This window comes from Cellvibrio zantedeschiae (assembly GCF_014652535.1).
GTDB lineage: Bacteria > Pseudomonadota > Gammaproteobacteria > Pseudomonadales > Cellvibrionaceae > Cellvibrio > Cellvibrio zantedeschiae.
This window is the reverse complement of sequence record NZ_BMYZ01000002.1, coordinates 479859-496786: the sequence shown is the minus strand read 5'-3', so window position 1 is coordinate 496786 and position 16928 is coordinate 479859. Positions and strand designations below refer to the sequence as shown.

16 protein-coding genes are annotated in these 16928 nt (G+C 45.3%); 11 read left to right on the top strand and 5 right to left on the bottom strand.

Going from position 1 to position 16928, the window contains the following annotated elements:
• Positions 1-636 precede the first annotated feature (636 nt).
• From IE104_RS12960 to IE104_RS12925, 8 genes are all read left to right on the top strand, one after another.
• Positions 637-837 (top strand): hypothetical protein, encoded by a 201-nt coding sequence (locus tag IE104_RS12960; RefSeq protein WP_189419180.1) that lies wholly within the window; start codon positions 637-639, stop codon positions 835-837.
• Between the two features lie 360 nt (positions 838-1197).
• Positions 1198-1734 carry a hypothetical protein gene (locus tag IE104_RS12955; RefSeq protein ID WP_189419178.1) on the top strand — a complete coding sequence of 179 codons (537 nt, stop codon included), beginning with the start codon at positions 1198-1200 and terminating at the stop codon, positions 1732-1734.
• 70 nt (positions 1735-1804) lie between these two features.
• Entirely contained in the window at positions 1805-2149 is a 345-nt protein-coding gene (locus tag IE104_RS12950) for a hypothetical protein (protein WP_189419176.1), read from the top strand.
• A 205-nt stretch (positions 2150-2354) separates the two neighbouring features.
• Positions 2355-2804 (top strand): JAB domain-containing protein, encoded by a 450-nt coding sequence (locus IE104_RS12945; protein ID WP_229837902.1) that lies wholly within the window; start codon positions 2355-2357, stop codon positions 2802-2804.
• A 218-nt stretch (positions 2805-3022) separates the two neighbouring features.
• A complete protein-coding gene (locus IE104_RS12940) occupies positions 3023-3571 on the top strand; it encodes a DUF3275 family protein (protein ID WP_189419175.1) in 549 nt (182 codons plus the stop codon).
• A 3-nt stretch (positions 3572-3574) separates the two neighbouring features.
• Entirely contained in the window at positions 3575-4687 is a 1113-nt protein-coding gene (locus tag IE104_RS12935) for a DUF6094 domain-containing protein (RefSeq protein ID WP_189419173.1), read from the top strand.
• Between the two features lie 9 nt (positions 4688-4696).
• Complete coding sequence (locus IE104_RS12930; protein WP_189419171.1) at positions 4697-5323, top strand: hypothetical protein; 627 nt, start codon at positions 4697-4699, stop codon at positions 5321-5323.
• A 163-nt stretch (positions 5324-5486) separates the two neighbouring features.
• On the top strand, positions 5487-7805 hold the full coding sequence (locus IE104_RS12925) for a DEAD/DEAH box helicase family protein (protein WP_189419169.1): 2319 nt from the start codon (positions 5487-5489) through the stop codon (positions 7803-7805).
• Between the two features lie 39 nt (positions 7806-7844).
• Here IE104_RS12925 and IE104_RS12920 read toward each other — a convergent pair whose 3' ends face one another.
• Positions 7845-8504 (bottom strand): CPBP family intramembrane glutamic endopeptidase, encoded by a 660-nt coding sequence (locus tag IE104_RS12920; RefSeq protein ID WP_189419168.1) that lies wholly within the window; start codon positions 8502-8504, stop codon positions 7845-7847.
• Between the two features lie 46 nt (positions 8505-8550).
• Complete coding sequence (locus tag IE104_RS12915; protein ID WP_189419166.1) at positions 8551-11292, bottom strand: TrlF family AAA-like ATPase; 2742 nt, start codon at positions 11290-11292, stop codon at positions 8551-8553.
• Between the two features lie 182 nt (positions 11293-11474).
• On the opposite strand from IE104_RS12915, the gene IE104_RS12910 reads away from it, so the two are divergent.
• Positions 11475-12497 (top strand): DNA adenine methylase, encoded by a 1023-nt coding sequence (locus IE104_RS12910; RefSeq protein ID WP_189419165.1) that lies wholly within the window; start codon positions 11475-11477, stop codon positions 12495-12497.
• On the opposite strand, the gene IE104_RS12905 is transcribed toward IE104_RS12910, so the two are convergent.
• Genes IE104_RS12905 through IE104_RS12895 form a run of 3 tightly spaced genes read right to left on the bottom strand, consistent with a single transcriptional unit; the run spans position 12481 to position 15403 of the window.
• A complete protein-coding gene (locus IE104_RS12905; RefSeq protein ID WP_189419164.1) occupies positions 12481-13500 on the bottom strand; it encodes a NotI family restriction endonuclease in 1020 nt (339 codons plus the stop codon). The two genes, IE104_RS12910 and IE104_RS12905, sit on opposite strands and share 17 nt — an antisense overlap.
• The gene (locus IE104_RS12900) at positions 13497-14420 is read right to left on the bottom strand and encodes a hypothetical protein (RefSeq protein WP_189419163.1); all 924 of its coding nucleotides are present in this window, start codon (positions 14418-14420) and stop codon (positions 13497-13499) included. Before IE104_RS12900 ends, IE104_RS12905 begins: the two co-directional genes overlap by 4 nt.
• Positions 14420-15403 (bottom strand): DGQHR domain-containing protein, encoded by a 984-nt coding sequence (locus tag IE104_RS12895; RefSeq protein ID WP_229837901.1) that lies wholly within the window; start codon positions 15401-15403, stop codon positions 14420-14422. Before IE104_RS12895 ends, IE104_RS12900 begins: the two co-directional genes overlap by 1 nt.
• 149 nt (positions 15404-15552) lie before the next feature.
• On the opposite strand from IE104_RS12895, the gene IE104_RS12890 reads away from it, so the two are divergent.
• Entirely contained in the window at positions 15553-16164 is a 612-nt protein-coding gene (locus IE104_RS12890; protein WP_308429297.1) for a recombinase family protein, read from the top strand.
• A 2-nt stretch (positions 16165-16166) separates the two neighbouring features.
• A complete protein-coding gene (locus IE104_RS12885) occupies positions 16167-16904 on the top strand; it encodes a hypothetical protein (protein WP_189419161.1) in 738 nt (245 codons plus the stop codon).
• Positions 16905-16928 lie beyond the last annotated feature (24 nt).

Below are 16928 nucleotides of genomic sequence, written 5' to 3'. Positions count from 1 at the left end.
AGGGGTTTGGCGGCTCGAACGAGGTTTAATTGCCGCATCGTTTTACGATCCTTGTATCTTTTCGTTGGGTGAGCTGGTGGTTGCCTTGGCTGGCGTCCTCCCCACTGGCTCTAACTGCCCCCAGCGTATCAATCGCAGTGAGATGCGATACCTTCCCATCAAAACATGGCCCTGGATGTGTAAACGTCCGGGCCATCTTATCTTCGGGATTTTCAGTGTGTTGACAATGGATCATGTACATTATCGTGATTCACTCTCAGCGCACTGACTGTTCGTAGTGCCGCAAAATCCCACCTAAACCGCGTCCGTCCGCGAGCAAAATTGACGTGAATCGTTGTGCGGACTTGACCGTGCTCGATGGTTAACTTGTTGGTAATTCACGGCGACGAATTCAGATAAGTTTCTATTCGCATGGACGCGAATAAATCTCTAATAAACATGGGTGTTTTTTACAAAGCATTCATCTTTATTGAAGATTTTAAAGCGGCAACGGCTTCCGTTGTGACTTTAAAAAGATCCTCACAAGCGCTGCAATAGGGTCGAATTTTATTGCGCTTATTTTTGTCACTCCCATTGGGTCATTCATCCAATGGGATGACGGCACCTAATGGATTTCTTTAATTAAGGAGGTTCATTATGAAGGTAGGTTTTCTTGCCAAAACGCATTGTCAGATCAGATTGCCACTACAGGTTTTGGAGTCGGCGGCCGGCTTTTACATCGGAACAGCCAACGAAGAAGGACCGGTAAGCCGGGAATCAGTTGAATACTGGCGAAAGAAAGAGCTCGCGGAATTGGCTTTACGCGAAGATCTGTGGACTCAACGTGATAATCCTTGAAGATATTTATGAACCCGTTTCCCGAATATTATGAAGGAATGATCACCGAGATTCATACGTGCTTGGAAAAGGTAAATTTAAGATATTGGGCTAAACGGGAAGGCTCTCTTGTTGAGATCATCTGTGCAGGCCCTGACGTCTATCTTAAGGAATTTCCAAACAACAAGATCGAGATAGCCGACCTTGAGACGTGGTGCCAGCCAGCCGTTTCAAGGCACACTGAAGCCTAGCGTCAAGCTTTAAGTTTTACGCTGCTTCAGTTTGTAAGTTCGCGCCAAATCGCTTTCATTTCGACAAACCCAATGGGGATAAAATCCCTGTTGGGATTTCTCCCCACAAACTTACTTATGAGGAGAAATTATGTCCATTTCACAAGCTACCAACGACGCTTTCTACACTACGTACAAAGCAATTTTGCCAACCAGTGGCATCAAATCGGATTTCGAAGCGATGCTTGCCTGGCTTGAACATATGGCGATTTCTTTGCCGGTGGAGAGCGAATATAACCAGGTAGTTTTTGCATACCTGGTATCGCGGTGGCTGCACTATCGAGAAAATTGCATTGTCGATCCGAGCATTGATTACGACTGGGAAGATGTATTCGCGCGAATAAATAGATTCTGTGATGCTGAAGATATTTATGAGGTGCGTGATGCGCTTTCTGAATCCGATGAACACAGTCTATTGGCATTGGCCAGAATGTTTGATGGGACTGATACGAGCCCTAAAAGCGTTATGGTTGAATGGAAGCCTGTCGATGTTCAACTGTTACGGCCAGAGCTCAATGCCGAGCAGTGCATGATTGTGTTACAGGTTGCTTCTAGCCAAATGGACAATCCACTCTGCCTGAACACCATCAAAGAACATGCAGATGTTCTTTATCCACAAGCGGTTTAATCCGTCTTACCTTAACCCACCTGGGGGAAACCCCTACGGGGTTTCTCCTTGCATTCACAAGGAGCTTTTCATGTCTCAAAACGACAAAGCGAAAAATTTGCAACAGGTTTTGGTAGATCGTCAATTTTTGGCGGACTGCCTCGAAGCGCTAAACCAGGTTCCAAATACCCAGCTCGGAAATTTTCGCAGCACTTATGATCTCGCATTGCGAGTTCAACATTACCTCAACCCCAATCCGGAGGAAAAGCTTTCCTACTACGGATGGCATGTAGACGACGTCGCAAGAGTTCGTCGCGATTTAAGTGAAGATCAAGCGATGACCGTTTTCCTGCGCATCCGCGCGAAGAAAGCAGGCATAGCGAAAATGAATTACGACGTTATTGAACGAATTGCGGAGGAAATTTTTCCAAAGTGAGTGCCGCGCCCAATCAATGATTGGGCTTTATTTCAAATCGCTTTTAAGAGAGTTATTTGAAATAGATTGGCGTCGCCAATTTTATTTAGCTGCTCACAGAATCTGAAATAGCAGCGAGGAGAAATCCTGATTCTACACTCACCCCTCCGGGACATCCGGACGGGTGGCTGTTCCTGGAGGCAAGTCTTATCTTCGGGAGATATTTATGTTCACCTACAACAGTGCAGATGAAGTAGTGCATGCAGCTTTTTGCATAATGGAAGCGAAAATGGCGGATGCGGAAAATTTTACTTCACCAGAAATAGCTTCAAATTATCTTCGCTTGCGATTAGGCCAATCGGAACGAGAAATATTTTGTGTTCTATTCCTAAATAGCAATCATCAATTAATTTCAGCAGAAGATTTATTTTTAGGAACCATTGACCAAGCAAGCGTATATCCTCGTGAGGTTGTGAAACGTGCGCTTCAACTAAATGCTTCAAGCTGTATTCTAAGCCACAATCATCCAAGCGGTAACACAACGCCTAGCGATGCAGACCGAAACATTACGCGGCGCTTGCAGGACGCTCTGCAACTCATCGCTGTGAGTGTCATCGATCACATTATTGTTGGGCCAAGTGGCTCAACGTCTTTTGCGGAGAAAGGTCTTATCTAATGATTTCAGTCACTCGAAAGAGTGACCGAATTCATCTCAAAGCGCATCGCGCGGTGCGTTTCGAAATGAATTTAAGTTGGCGTCAGCCAATCTTAAAAGCTACTCGGAGAATCTGAAATAGTAGCGGAGCAACAGCTTGATTCGATCATCGCCCTTGGGGATTTCATTCCCTAAGGGTATGAACTCCTGCAGGGCATTTTTTATGTAGGAGAGGTTTTATGATTTCAGTTCCAGGAACAATCAACATTCGCTCGATTGAGGGTCGCTTTGGCTCTTTCAATGTTGGCACACTCGAATGTTCAATTGGCTCATTTACCGTCAAAGATTCTTCCATAGAAGAATTCGATGAGGGCAGTTACACCGGTGACTTTGTCATCGAGAAAATCAAGCCGAACAGCTACTTTCACTCAGGACGAATGGTTGTTGAAGTTCGTGCGTTCTTGAGTGCGATCATGTTAAAGCGCGACGCGTCACCGCAACCGGTGCTCGCAGAAAGTTTCGAGCAAGATCCACTTGAAGAGGACATGGCTGATCTCCCGTTGGGGCAACTGGCCGGCAGCGGCCACCCAACACATTTCATTGAGGATGCTCCTACCCTGGATGAGGACAGCACACTCCAAAGTTTGTTTGGTTTTCTTTATCCCTTGGGAAATTGCGTCAAGCTTGATCCCACCATCAATCGCGCGTTATTTCGTCAGCAAAAAGACCATCTTAAAGCTAACGGCTATCGCTTCGTTGCTAGCGAGCAACACTGGGTTAAGGAGTAATTTATGGCCTTAATTTTTCAGCGCCTCGCCCGCAATTTTATAAAAAACGGTTACTTCCCTACGGATGAAACCACGATTGAGCGACTGCTCGCAATGTTCGATGTAAAGCCTGGCAAGGTTCGTCTTATCGACCCATGCTGTGGAGAAGGTATCGCGTTGGCTGAATGTGCAAATTATTTGCACACCCTCAATGTAGATACTTTTTCTGCGGGTATTGAGTATGAGGCCGAACGCGCGCTCAATGCGAAGACTTTACTTGATCATGTTGTGCATTCCGATATCCAGGATTGCGTCGTGAGCTCAGGGCAGTTCAATTTGCTTTGGCTTAATCCTCCCTACGGTGATCGCATCACCGACCAGGTATATCGCGATAGGTCGTCGGCGGGGCGAGATCGACTGGAGAAGTATTTTCTGTCTCGGACACTTCCTATGCTGCATTTTGGCGGATTGCTGATTTACATCATTCCGCACTATGTTCTCGATAAGCACCTGGCTAGGCAGTTAGTTCGTAGCCTCGATGAACTGAGTTGCTACCGTCTCCCGGAAGAGCGCTTCAAGCAAGTTGTGGTTATTGGCCATCGTCGGCGAACGGATGGTCAGGCCTCTGCTGCGTTAGTGAATCACTTGATCGCTATTGCAAATGACAGAGACCTGGCTCCGTTGCTTCCGGAGATTCCTGATCGTCTTTATGCCATACCGGTTGTTACGACCGCGATGGAAAACAAGACACTGGAAATTCGGAGCTCTCGTCCGACCCTGGAGCAAGTCGAAGAGGTTTCCCGGCAACACCCCTGCCTATGGACTGACTTTGCGCAGCACTTCAAGCAACGATCCGTTGTTAAGCGAAGGCCTGCCCGGGCGCTTTCCGATTGGCACCTGGCATTGATGTTGGCAGCTGGTCAGGTGTCTGGCGTAGTAACGTCGGCAGGTGGCAGAAAGCTTCTCGTGAAAGGTGGTACTCACAAGGAGAAGGAATCCTCCTTGGAGATCACAGAAAATGAGGATGGTACGGTAGAGGAGACGAGGGTATTGACCGATAGGTTTGTGCCCATTATCAAAGCAATTGATGTTGAACCCACCTCGGCAGAGTTTGGCCAGGTATTCACGATTCGTTAGGAGATATTTATGAACTTCTACAACGTTGCTGAAGCGTCGGCGCCATTGTTTGTTGATGCGTATGCACTGGAAGGTGAGCGGTGGGTGTTTGGTAGCTTTTGGGGGGGTGAGACGGTTTTGCAAGAGTTCATTGCGCGCCTTTCTCTCCCAGGAAGCGATGAACTTGGTTTGCGTGGTTTTACCTTGGAAACACCAGCTGGTGCTCTCCATAAAAAAATCACTGCAGGCCAGGTGGATCGCCTAACCAAGCTTACCGGCCGCACACCCGTTACTACTGTTCTCGGTTCGCTTTGCAATGTTTGGGTTTTTGACCCAGCGCTGCAGCGAGCAGATCGTGGTAGTGGTGAATGTTATGTGCTCAGTGGCCTCAAGGATGACCCTACGGAAGTCCGCGCTCGCCTATGGCATGCCATCCAAGATTTGAGTCAGCTTCCATTGCTCGATCACTGGCAGGACTATCTGGTACCGGAGTTTTTCGACCGGGGCTGGATTCACTCCCTGGATGGCGAAGGCGTAGCGGGATATCGAGTGAAACTGCCTGGTGATGAGTTCGAGTCATTAGTCACGGATGCGATCAAGTCACAGGTCTTGCTTATGAGTGCTTCGGATGTACCTCACCAACGTAACCTTTGGTGATTAAAAGCCCCTCGTGAACACGGTGGAAGGGGCGAGGCGTGAGCCTGTGTTCATTATCGTGTGTATTTGCACACTCATCGGCCGTTAGGCCACCACCTACCCCTGCGGGATTTTGCCCGCAGGGGTCGAATCTTTTGCGGGGATTTTTTTGTGAGAAAATCTTATGCAAATCGAAAATATTGAGGTTGATGACGAACTCAATCACGAGCTTAATCCAACTGAAACTGCGAACGTAATTCCGCTCGCCGATTTCATCCAGGATTTTGGGCGCGATTTGATGGCTGCTGTGGAAAGGGATAACCCACCAGTGTATTCCGGTATGCCGGACCCTAAGCGGATGGAGGTTTTGCAGACCCTTATCCGCAAACCCTTTGAAGCACAGGCAAATGCAGTACAGGCACTATCAGCGCTGCTCTTTGATCAGCATGAGAAAGCCGCAGTATTGAATGCTGAAATGGGGACGGGCAAAACCATGATGGCCATCTGCTTGGCTGCAGTGGCTCGCCATGAGGGGTACAAACACACCGTGGTTATTAGCCCCCCTCACCTGGTGTACAAGTGGCGACGAGAAATCCAAGAGACCATACCCGGAGCTCGTGTTTGGGTGCTCAACGGGCCAGACACTTTGGCCAAATTGATCAAGCTGCGCCAGGTACTCAGGATTGAGCCCGATAAGACTCCGGAGTTTTTTATTATCGGCCGGGTTCGGATGCGGATGGGGTATCACTGGCGACATGCTTTCACTCTTCGTAAGTTTCGGCGATTAGTGAATGAGGACTTGGTGGATGATCGGTCAAGGCGCTTCGCACTGGCAACCGAACACCCTGCCTGCCCTGCTTGTGGCGAATGGATATTGAACGACGATGGCGAGCTAACTTCCGCTATCGCTATTCAGTCCCAGGCGCGTCAGACGGGCTGCAAAGCCTGCGGCTCTCCCCTGTGGACCCTAATGCGCCCCAAAAGCGCTCCAGTGAGCCTGGAGGAGCTCGTACGAAAGGCGCTTTGCCAGTTGCCTACCATCGGCCCTAAAACCGCTGACAGGCTTATTGGCGCCTTTGGTGCTAAGTTGCTGGAATCCATGCTTGCCGACAACATCTATGAGTTCGTTAACCTCATGGATGGTGATGGCGAATTGGTTTTTACCGACCGGCAGGCCTCGCGGCTTGAACGCGCGCTAGCGACCGCTGAGTTTGGTTTTGGCCAGGGCGGTTACCAGCCCACTGAGTTCTTTAAGCGGTACATTCCAAAAGGGTTTGTTGATTTGCTCATCGTCGATGAAGGGCATGAATACAAAAACGAAGGGAGTGCACAAGGCCAAGCAATGGGCGTACTCGCCTGCCTCGCTAAAAAGGTGTTGTTGCTGACTGGCACCCTTATGGGTGGCTATGCTTCTGATCTGTTTTTCCTTTTGTGGCGAATTATGCCTCACCGGATGATGGAGCTCGGGTACCGCTGCAACGAGCGAGGATCGATGGCATCGGCATCGATGGGTTTCATGCGTGAGCATGGCGTACTTAAAGATATCGTGCGGATCCGGGAGGGTGACAACCACAGAACTTCACGCGGTAAGCGAATGGTAGTTAGCACGGTGAAAGGCCCAGGCTTTGGGCCACTAGGTATTGCGCAATGCATTCTGCCATTTACGGTGTTTTTGAAACTGAAGGATATTGGGCAAAAAGTATTGCCACCCTACTCCGAACGTTATGTTGAGGTAGACATGGACGACGACCAACGCGAGCTCTATCAGAACCTGGAATATTCACTATCCCAGGAACTGAAAAGATCGTTACGGTTGGGCGACAACAGTTTGCTTGGCGTTGTGCTTAATGTTTTGCTTGCGTGGCCAGATACATGTTTTCGCGAGGAAACCGTAAAGCATCCGCGAACGAAAGCATTGTTGGCGTTCGCGCCATCGGTGTTTGATGAAGAACGGGAAGCACCCAAGGAAACCTGGTTAAAGGACTACTGTATTGAGCAAAAATCACGTGGACGAAAATGCCTGGTGTACACCAGTTACACCGGCAAACGTGATACATGCTCACGCTTGAAGGAGCTGCTTGTTGCTGCAGGACTAAGAGTTGCAGTACTGCGCGCGACCGTACCCACTGAAAAGCGTGAGGATTGGGTGGCGGAGCAAGTCGATAAAGGAATAGATGTTTTGATTTGCAATCCGGAGCTCGTGAAAACTGGATTGGATTTACTAGAATTTCCGTCCATCGTTTTCATGCAGACCGGGTACAACGTTTACACTCTGATGCAAGCCGCTCGCCGGTCATGGCGTATTGGTCAAACAGAAGAAGTGGAGGTTGTATTTGCGGGTTACGCAATGTCCTCTCAAAGTCGATGCCTGGCATTGATGGCGGAGAAGATTGCAGTCAGTCAGTCTACGTCCGGAGATATACCTGAATCAGGATTAGACTCGCTAAATCAACGCGGAGATAGCGTTGAGGTAGCTCTTGCTAGAAATCTTTTGGCGGCATAAAAAACTGCCCTCGTGTAGAGGGCGGTTTTTTACTACTTATTAAATATTCAGAGAGCCAAGCAGGCTTGCAAACGAATGTGCAACGATGGGAACGCTTAGACTCTGCGATTTAATACGAACGATGGCAAACCAGACTGCCAAGACAAAAAGATAAATAACAGTGGTATACCCATATTGGGTGTGCAAAAGCGCAAAACCTCCGCAACTAATTACAATCGTGAGCCAGACGGATATCCAACCCCCTGAGATCGCATTCCCAATGTTTAAAGCAAAACCTCTAAATATAATTTCTTCGTTTAATGGAGCTAGTACTAATATCGTAAAATAAATAAATGCGAGCGTGATTTGATTTCCTCTCATTAAATCTGCGACCCAAGGGTTACCTATACCCAACAACTTATTTACCAAGGTCACAAGTATAAAAAGAATCAAAACACCTACCAGGGAAATTCCATAGTAACGAAAATCACAACTTATGTATGATTTTAATTGTGACTTCACATTTAAACGCCTCCACGATATCAGCAGGGTAAGCACTAGCGCGACAAAGGTTGAAATATGAGAAACGACCGGAGAAATTGCAGTGTCGTTATTTAGCAAATTTTTTAACTGCGGCATTAATAGAACAGCAGTAACGACCGCAACTATAAAAAATACAAGCGAAAGCCCAACGAACGTAAGTAACTTTTTTGCCATCATTAGATAAACCACATTAGGAAATCGTTGATCAACATCGGTGTACATTTTATATATTGAACATTCGCTTATATCTCTTCTGGAGGGCAATTTCACCGCCCTCCATTATTTCACAGACATTTCTTCGAACCGCACCATCCTGTAAAGGACCTGCGGCCAGCAGTTCAATTTTTCCTTTTGATTGCAATGCAATTACATAATCCGAGTCAGCATTCACAACAATATTTGGATTGTGAGTCACCACGAAAATCTGTCGGCGTCCTTTGTTTTCCTGTAACTTTGAAACGATCATGGAAGTTATTAATCCATTATCCAAATCATCCTCTGGCTGATCTAACAACAGCGGCTCCTCACCGTAAGACAATAGGAATGTCAATATTGCCGCTGCCTTTTGGCCAGCCGATCCTTGAGATATGTCCTTGAGTCTATTTCCGTCAAGGAATTTCAAAGTTAATCGATCCTCTGGGAACCAAAATGCGAGCTGATCGAAGGTTTGAATCGGTAACTGAGAAAGAAAATCCGCAAAACGCTTGCCCAGTCCGACATCGAGGACGGCTCCGTTTTTATAATTTAACAAATCAATTTTGAACTTGTATATTAAGTCGAGACGGGCATTCAGCCCTTCTAAACTTGAAAGGTCAAATGCTGTACTGTGTGTTTTTGAAAGAAGTGCTTGTAATATTCCAGTGCTACGCTCTGCGTCATAAATATCTGACGAAAAAGTAGAATCCAATCGTCCAATTAACTTTCTGAAAGAAGAGTCAATTTCCTCATCATTCATGAACGGCTCGATAGCTACAGAAATGGACGAATTCTGTTTTATAAATGTGTCTAAAAAGCTCGCGCGTCTGACAGTTAATTGACTGCGCAACGACACCAATTCTCGATATACCACGTCTGTTTGGCCGGCCACCGAATTCAACTCAACCTCGATTGCAGTTAACGCATTAATCTGGCCCTGCAACTCAGCCCTCTGTGTGAGTAGCTTTCCGTAGTCAGCAACATTTCCGATTCCGGCAGCTTCTAGGTTAGTAACTAGCTGATTGTAGCTGTCCTTGCTAGTGTTAATATTTAATGAGGTTGCGCTTTGTTCAAACCAAACTTTGAAACCTGTAATGGCATCCTCATAGCGAACGATAGAGTATTTAACTTCATTCGTAAGGTTTTGGAGTGCCACAGTTAATTGATTGTAGTTTTCTGTAAATTTTGGGTCCGAGCTCGTTAGAGACTCCAGAGGAAATGGCGCAAGGGGAGCTATAGAACCCACTGTCTCGCCAAGCTTACGCTTAACGTCATTTAGATATCTCATCGTTGCCAGATATGCATCCATTTGTGACACGGCGGATTGATATTTTTGTAGAATGTCGGCGTGTCCAGACTGCTCGATTATCTCTATCTTTCTCTGAACATCTGCCAGAGCTCCAGTTAGTACTGACTTGCTTTTAACTTTTCCTTCCAGCTCTCTTTTTTGCCCACAAAGTCTCAAAAAGAGATTTCTTTTTTCCTCCCAAAGCATGGACCACGATGCATAATCCACAAAATCGGAATCATCTATTAGCTTAAGCAAGGTGTTTGGATTTTTTGCCAAATCAAATATTTGCTTTTGACTAAATATTTTTATTGGAAATCTCGAATGCACATCACCGGGCTCTGGAATCCATTGCTGCCCATCCGATTTAAATGCAGAGACTTTTTGCGTCGAATATTTCCATTGCAACAAATAGTTGACGTTATATTTTGTGTATATGCAGTTTATTTCCGTAGTATCCAACATGACACCTTCAGAATCCCGACCGCCGGATTTCTGGATAAAATGCTCGAATACGCGCCTAATTTCGTTGTTCGGTTGAAGCTCTGTTAAATCTTTGCTTCGATCCATTCCTATACGAATAAATTCTAGCAACGAGGACTTACCGCTACCTCGCCCCCCAATAATTGAATTGAGCCATGGATTGAAACGCACGGTCAATGCGGCAGGTCTTCCAGCATATTTTGCATTTGCAATGCTTAGCGATTGCAAAATCATGTTTGAAGTTTTATTCGGATCAGTAGATGTTTGATCAGACCTACGTATGGATGATGAACCATCGATAAGCGCTAATTTAAGCCCTTCGATAGAAGGCTCGCCCATTTTTACCCAGGTAAATGCGCGCCCCACTTCGTTTGGATGGTGAGAATCTGAACCAATTATTTCCGGGAGCCCTACATTTAAATTCCGATATCGGGATAGCGGCGCATATTGATTTTCAAGAGTCGGATTGACAATCTCAACAGCTGACGACTTTTTCGCCGTTTGATTAACGGTATGCGAACTTAGCTGGCATAACCCTGCCTTCATATCGATGTGCGCTGGTATCGCTACTCCGCCACTCTTCCGAATTTCTTCAACAATTTGCTCCGGACTTTCTTCAGACACGGCATCGCTATCGCCTCTGGTGCCGCGAAATTTTGCTGCGCCAATAATCGCCTCTACATTTGCCCCGGTCGCCGTTGGATCAAATATGGCTAGGATATGTATATTTGAATTCGCGGTAATTTCCACACCCGGAAATACAAATATGGTATGCCCCTCGGCTCGAAGGACCTCCGCGCTGCGCTGTAGTTCAGGCAACCACGCGCCCGAATTGTGATCAGTTACCGCGACACACTGAATGCCCTTATTGATAAATGAAAGCAGCCAATCTCTATGCGTGATTCTCATGGCGTTTTGATCACCACGCCCGTAATCGAAGGACGCAGGAGTGTGAGTGTGAAAGTCGAACTTCCACCAGCGAGCACCAACCCAATTCATATATATTCCTTGTTCAAATTTTTACCATTGCGTGGCGCCATTATTCTCCGTATTAAATAAGCCCTTTCAAACTGTAATTATATACAGTATCATTTCCCAGTCGCTAGCGCCTCCGTGAACATTTACGGATTGACTTTGCTAGCAATCCATAGTTAAATTCCGTAAACATTCACGGAGGCGCCATGGACTCTACAGCATTACAACGACAAAACCGTAGATTGAGCAGGCTTAAAGAACAGGGAGTCACTCGTTCCACTGTGTTAGTGCACAATGAGTGTAAACCAGCGTTTGAAGGTCTACGTGGCCATCTTATTGATCCATCCAAAGCTGAAGCGTTGACTATGCTTGTTCAGCAAATACAATCAATTCAATCTCCAACCAATGTATCTCAAGTAAAACAGTTAAGTCCTTTTCGCTACCCTGGGGGCAAAACCTGGCTCGTTCCTGAAATTCGCCGTTGGTTACTAAACTCAAAGTCTAAGCCATCCGCTTTTGTTGAACCCTTCGCTGGCGGCGCTATGGCTAGTCTCACGGCGGCCGCTGAAAGTTTAGCCCATAAAGTTGTGATGACAGAGTTGGATGATGATGTTGCAGCTGTTTGGGAGACGCTGATTTCTGGTAGTGACGCTGATGTAAATTGGCTTAACAATAAGATATTAAATTTTGAAGTATGCTTGGATTCAGTGCGAAAAATTTTGGATGGCAATCCTAAATCTTTTAAAACCCAAGCATTCCGAACCATCATTAAAAATAGAATGCAAAGAGGCGGTATCATGGCTCCAGGTGCCGGGCTGGTAAAAGCCGGAGAGGATGGCAAAGGTTTACTATCCCGCTGGTACCCAGAAACTTTGGTCAAACGAATTAACATCATTCGCTCTGTGAGAGATAGAATTTCGTTTAACCAAGGCGATGCATTTGAAACCATAAAATTATTTGCAAACGATCCTTCAGCATTCTTTTTTGTGGATCCACCCTACACTGCCGGCGGGAAAAAGGCTGGCAGTAGGCTCTACACTCATAACGCTATTGATCACGAACATTTGTTTTCGACGATGTCGAAAGTATTGGGATCTGTGATGCTAACTTATGATGACGCACCTGAAGTACGCACGCTGGCAGAAAAGTACGGATTCAGGGTGGAAGCTGTGCCGATGAAAAATACTCATCACGAGGTCATTCGTGAGCTACTTATTCTGAAGCCTTAAATACTTTATTTTGCCTATTATTGCTGTTAATCACTTGGCGTAGAGCGTTTGTGAAGTCTGTTTTACTCAAAGGCTCCGTTGCATTCAGCGCGTGCCTTGAGCTCTCCAAGGAAGTGTAGACAACCTTGTAGCGCTTCATTTTCAAGTCTTCGGCGTAGTCAACAACGAACCATACAACGTCAGCATTGTCTCTTTTTTCCTGTTCGTTCTTGGCTCTTGGATATGCGTCAATTAAATTATTCATATTGGCAAAGAAATACCTATCTATCACCACTACGACTTTCTTACCCCAATTCCTAAGAACAGGAACCTTTACATCCAACTGGGGTGCCAATCTTTTGGGGCCGCTACTACGATAATCTGGTCTTCGTTTGCCAATAGGGAATAATACTTCGGTTGGCGCACTAGCATAAGCAGAAAACTCAACTCTCATGTTGCCCCCTGAGAAATAGAGCGCCTGAGTTTCTACCGCACACCACGATAACTCTGGCGACGATATTGTCTTAGGATCTACCAATATCCAATCGATTCTACCGGCCTTTTTTCCTTCTTCTACGGCTTCCTGTTGCATGTCCAGCTCCGTTTCGACGTCCCTCTGCGACTCAGAGATCTTTCGAAGAAATGGTGTCTCTTTCACAACAGTCGGGTTCGCAAGATCCAACATCTTTTCGGAAATCCAGGAAAATAAAGTTGCCCCGTCCTCAAGTGTTTGAAGAAATCTTGAAGGGCACACCGTAACCACCGCGTCTCCCGGCACTATTGTACCGATGGTACCGTCAGGCGTTCCTATTTTGCGGATCGAGCAAACGCCCCCAGCTTTATTACAAAGAGCTCCTGGAATTAAATTTGATAGAAAGGGGCATATCGGGATCGCCTGTTGAGTTTCACCACCCTCTTGCTTGATCGCTATCAAACCAAGAGATTGTCTTTCGTGATTTGTTAGGCTTGTAATATCTTTACCGTACCATTCAGCAATACCGTACCGTGGACTAACTGATTTCATTGTGGCTCCATAAATCGCTTATATTTGTTACACAACTTGCTTCCGATGCTTTTTGGATTTCGGGTTGCATTATCTTTAAAATATTCTTTTGCTAAGCCGATAACTAAATCGTTATTTATAATCATTTGCCTCGGCCCTTTTGAACTCATATTCGCGTGAAGCGCTGAATCCTCTATCATCAACTGCATTTTCCTTACGTCGTCCTGCTTTTCCTCAAAAATCCATGTCCCGCCTATGAATTTATAGTTGATACCCGAACGAGTTTCGATTGGGTTTGAATTGCTTCGGATAAATTTCATATGCTCATTAAGAGTTAGTGATAGGTCAGCATATTCTTCAATATCGTCCGCGGTCTCAACCTCAATATCAGATATTAATTTATCCCACAATCTCCAAGCGTCTTTGTGAGAGCCGCCCTTATCGCTTTTCTTTTCCAACGTAAGTTTTATTTTTGCATCTTCGTCCACGGCTACTAAAACATAAAGCCCAGTGGGAATGTAGTCGCGCTTATCGGTGCCGATTTGCAGCCTCAAAATTTCTCTTTTTGCCCTTTCGTCCATGTTTGTCAAACTTTTACCAGTCAATCTCACTAGATAATTAATTGCATAGTAAGCGGCGTAGTAATGTTCAACAGCTTGCCAAGAGGCATTTTGCTCCTGAACCTGACAAGCTCGCCCTTGAGACACAATCGCTGCTAGAAAGAAATTATGCGCCTCGCCCATCAGCGAACGGCAAAGCGCAGCTTTATCAATTACTCCCAAGGTAATCACAGGTGTTTCCATAGGACCATCTATGCGGTCGGTATAGAATTCAATGCTATGAAGATTATCTAAAACCCTCCCCTGAGAGGCGCTTTTTACTTCTGCAACTCCTGGGAAGGTTCTTGGAAGAAACAAGCGGGCAAGCTTTTTGGCGTCCATCAGATTACAACGTTCTTCACTTTAAATAGCTTTTTATCAAGACTATCCACCGTCTTTGTGTATGAGGTTGATGTCAGAACGTCATCTAACGAGTTAGCCAAGGATTTCTCTAGCTGTTTTTTAAAGGCGCTTATTTTTGTAACATCTTCCGGACGATTGTCTGTGATAACAGATATAATTGTTTTTGAATGCGCAATCAAAATTTTAAATACAGTCGCCTTAGTGATCTCATCAATCAGCGATATGTTTTTATTAGTAGCAATATCGTTTGCTGCATTGAGATACGTGTTAATTACCTTATAAAGTCGCTCGGTGTCAGTAATTTGGAATTCACGAATAATCTGCTTTAATGAATCGTAAAATGTAACCTTTGATATCTTTCCTTTTTTCTTTTCATATCTGGAGAGTTTGTTCTTTAAAAAACTATCATTTTGCGACTCAAACAATCCGAATAACTCGTTCAACAATTCCTCTTCCTTACCTTCTTGTTTTGCAAGCGCTCTGATATCCAATAGCAATTCTTTCGGCACGGGCTTTTGTAATGTATTTATATCTATGAAGAGTCGCGCTTCCTGCATCACAGTTAGATCAGTAAAAATAATTACAGGAATACGATATTTTATAGAAGGGTATTTTTTTGCAATTATGCTAAATCCGTAAACTCTATGCTGTCCATCCAATATGAGAAAAGCATTTGGTTCAACATCGAATGTTACGCTTCTATTTCTAGAATTATAAACGAAATTAGCTTGGGCTTGCGCAGATAGGATAATACTTGATGGAATGGTACCCCCAGCATGAATATAATTTGCTATGTCTTGCGCTCGTTTAGGATCGAGCTTTCTCTGAAACCCTTTTACGGGATCACTTTCTCGGGGATTAGTGGTGCACGTGGATGCAATGACATCAGTCTCAAGCGTGCCAGAATAAAATTTATGGTCGGCCTGGGTGATTAGGTTTACCGACATCGTTATTTTTGCCATGTTTGCCTCCTGCAAATTTATATTATCTATGAAGGATTGGGCGTAGGTCAAAAGTTCCCTTCATCCCAAAATGTAGACATTTTGAGACCAACCAATTGACATTCTCAAAACTACTCCCATAATTAGATTCTCAAATAGTCTTAGAGTTTATGGGAATTATGACCGTAGTCGGATATGCGAGGGTTAGTAGCCACGGCCAAAGTCTGGATATTCAGCTGGAGCGGCTTAAGAGTGCCGGGTGTGCTCGGATATACCAGGAGAAAGCCAGCGGCAAGGCTGGGCACTTGCGACCACAATTCAAGGCATGTATGGATTACATTCGTGAGGGTGATCGCTTGGTTGTGACTCGGCTTGACCGGCTCGCAAGGTCCGTATTGGATTTAGCTAAAATTTCGGATCGATTCACCCAAGAGGGGATCGATTTGATTGTTCTGGACCAGCATATTGACACTTCTACCCCAAGTGGAAAACTCTTGTTCAACATGCTGGCTGTGATCGCCGAATTTGAAAATGATTTAAGACGGGAACGCCAGACCGAAGGGATAGCAAAAGCCAAAGAACTTAACATCAAGTTTGGCCGCCCCTCCTCGCTATCAGATAGTGAGGAAATCGAGCTACTCAACGATAAACAGGCTGGAATGCCCATGTCGCAACTATTGAAAAAATACAAAATTGGCAAAGCTACTGCTTACCGCATCATATCCAGACTCAGCAGCGATGATAAAATGCCAAACCAAAATATTAATGAGCTGGAGGTTTAAAAATGTATCGCCCCCTCAGCAACAATGAATATGTAATTGTGAGCAAGACAATTTACGAAGAACGAGGTCTTTCAGGTGGTTTAGCCGAAAGTATGTTTATGGCTTATAAAGCAAAAGCCATGGCACTTGATGAAGCGGAGTTCGAAGTTTTTAAAGAATCGGAGATTGAAAGGAAAGCACACAAAGAAAAACTTCCCAAAGATCAGTTTGAAAGTGATCATGATCTTAAACCGATGGAGTTCCTCCAAAAATTGGAATCCCTCGTTGAAAGCAATACATCTCACGGGCAGCCAAAAAATAAATACGAATGGTTTTATGGAGATGAGAGCTTATTAGATATTCGCCAGAAGAGATTGCGCGTTAAATTTTACAATTCTGAGCGCTACCGAAAACAGATTTTGCAGCGCTATTTTGAGGATGGTGTGCTACAAGAGCGACACATCAATGACCTAGCTGCCATCGGCAATCTTATTGGTGAATTCCATCGAATGTACCCTGGAACACGACAAGGGGTTATATGCCACTATGAAATGTTTTTCGGGGACTCATCAGGCTTTTCGTATGAAACGGCTTTGCAGCGAAAGAAATTTCACGAGGATGATTCTTTTCGCCATGAATATCTTAGTCAACGCAACCTTCCAATAGATTGGCAGGTCAGTGACATAAAGATGCACTTAAAATTAGACGCAATACGGTCGGGAGCACTTAGCATCGAGCAAATTGAGGCGTGGGAAAAATAACGCTTAATCATATTTATCACCACC

Coding starts and splice junctions, on each gene's coding strand:
- IE104_RS12960 (WP_189419180.1), top strand. CDS start 637: ATGAAGGTAGGTTTTCTTGCCAAAACGCATTGTCAGATCAGATTGCCA.
- IE104_RS12955 (WP_189419178.1), top strand. CDS start 1,198: ATGTCCATTTCACAAGCTACCAACGACGCTTTCTACACTACGTACAAA.
- IE104_RS12950 (WP_189419176.1), top strand. CDS start 1,805: ATGTCTCAAAACGACAAAGCGAAAAATTTGCAACAGGTTTTGGTAGAT.
- IE104_RS12945 (WP_229837902.1), top strand. CDS start 2,355: ATGTTCACCTACAACAGTGCAGATGAAGTAGTGCATGCAGCTTTTTGC.
- IE104_RS12940 (WP_189419175.1), top strand. CDS start 3,023: ATGATTTCAGTTCCAGGAACAATCAACATTCGCTCGATTGAGGGTCGC.
- IE104_RS12935 (WP_189419173.1), top strand. CDS start 3,575: ATGGCCTTAATTTTTCAGCGCCTCGCCCGCAATTTTATAAAAAACGGT.
- IE104_RS12930 (WP_189419171.1), top strand. CDS start 4,697: ATGAACTTCTACAACGTTGCTGAAGCGTCGGCGCCATTGTTTGTTGAT.
- IE104_RS12925 (WP_189419169.1), top strand. CDS start 5,487: ATGCAAATCGAAAATATTGAGGTTGATGACGAACTCAATCACGAGCTT.
- IE104_RS12920 (WP_189419168.1), bottom strand. CDS start 8,504: ATGATGGCAAAAAAGTTACTTACGTTCGTTGGGCTTTCGCTTGTATTT.
- IE104_RS12915 (WP_189419166.1), bottom strand. CDS start 11,292: ATGAATTGGGTTGGTGCTCGCTGGTGGAAGTTCGACTTTCACACTCAC.
- IE104_RS12910 (WP_189419165.1), top strand. CDS start 11,475: ATGGACTCTACAGCATTACAACGACAAAACCGTAGATTGAGCAGGCTT.
- IE104_RS12905 (WP_189419164.1), bottom strand. CDS start 13,500: ATGAAATCAGTTAGTCCACGGTACGGTATTGCTGAATGGTACGGTAAA.
- IE104_RS12900 (WP_189419163.1), bottom strand. CDS start 14,420: ATGGACGCCAAAAAGCTTGCCCGCTTGTTTCTTCCAAGAACCTTCCCA.
- IE104_RS12895 (WP_229837901.1), bottom strand. CDS start 15,403: ATGGCAAAAATAACGATGTCGGTAAACCTAATCACCCAGGCCGACCAT.
- IE104_RS12890 (WP_308429297.1), top strand. CDS start 15,553: ATGGGAATTATGACCGTAGTCGGATATGCGAGGGTTAGTAGCCACGGC.
- IE104_RS12885 (WP_189419161.1), top strand. CDS start 16,167: ATGTATCGCCCCCTCAGCAACAATGAATATGTAATTGTGAGCAAGACA.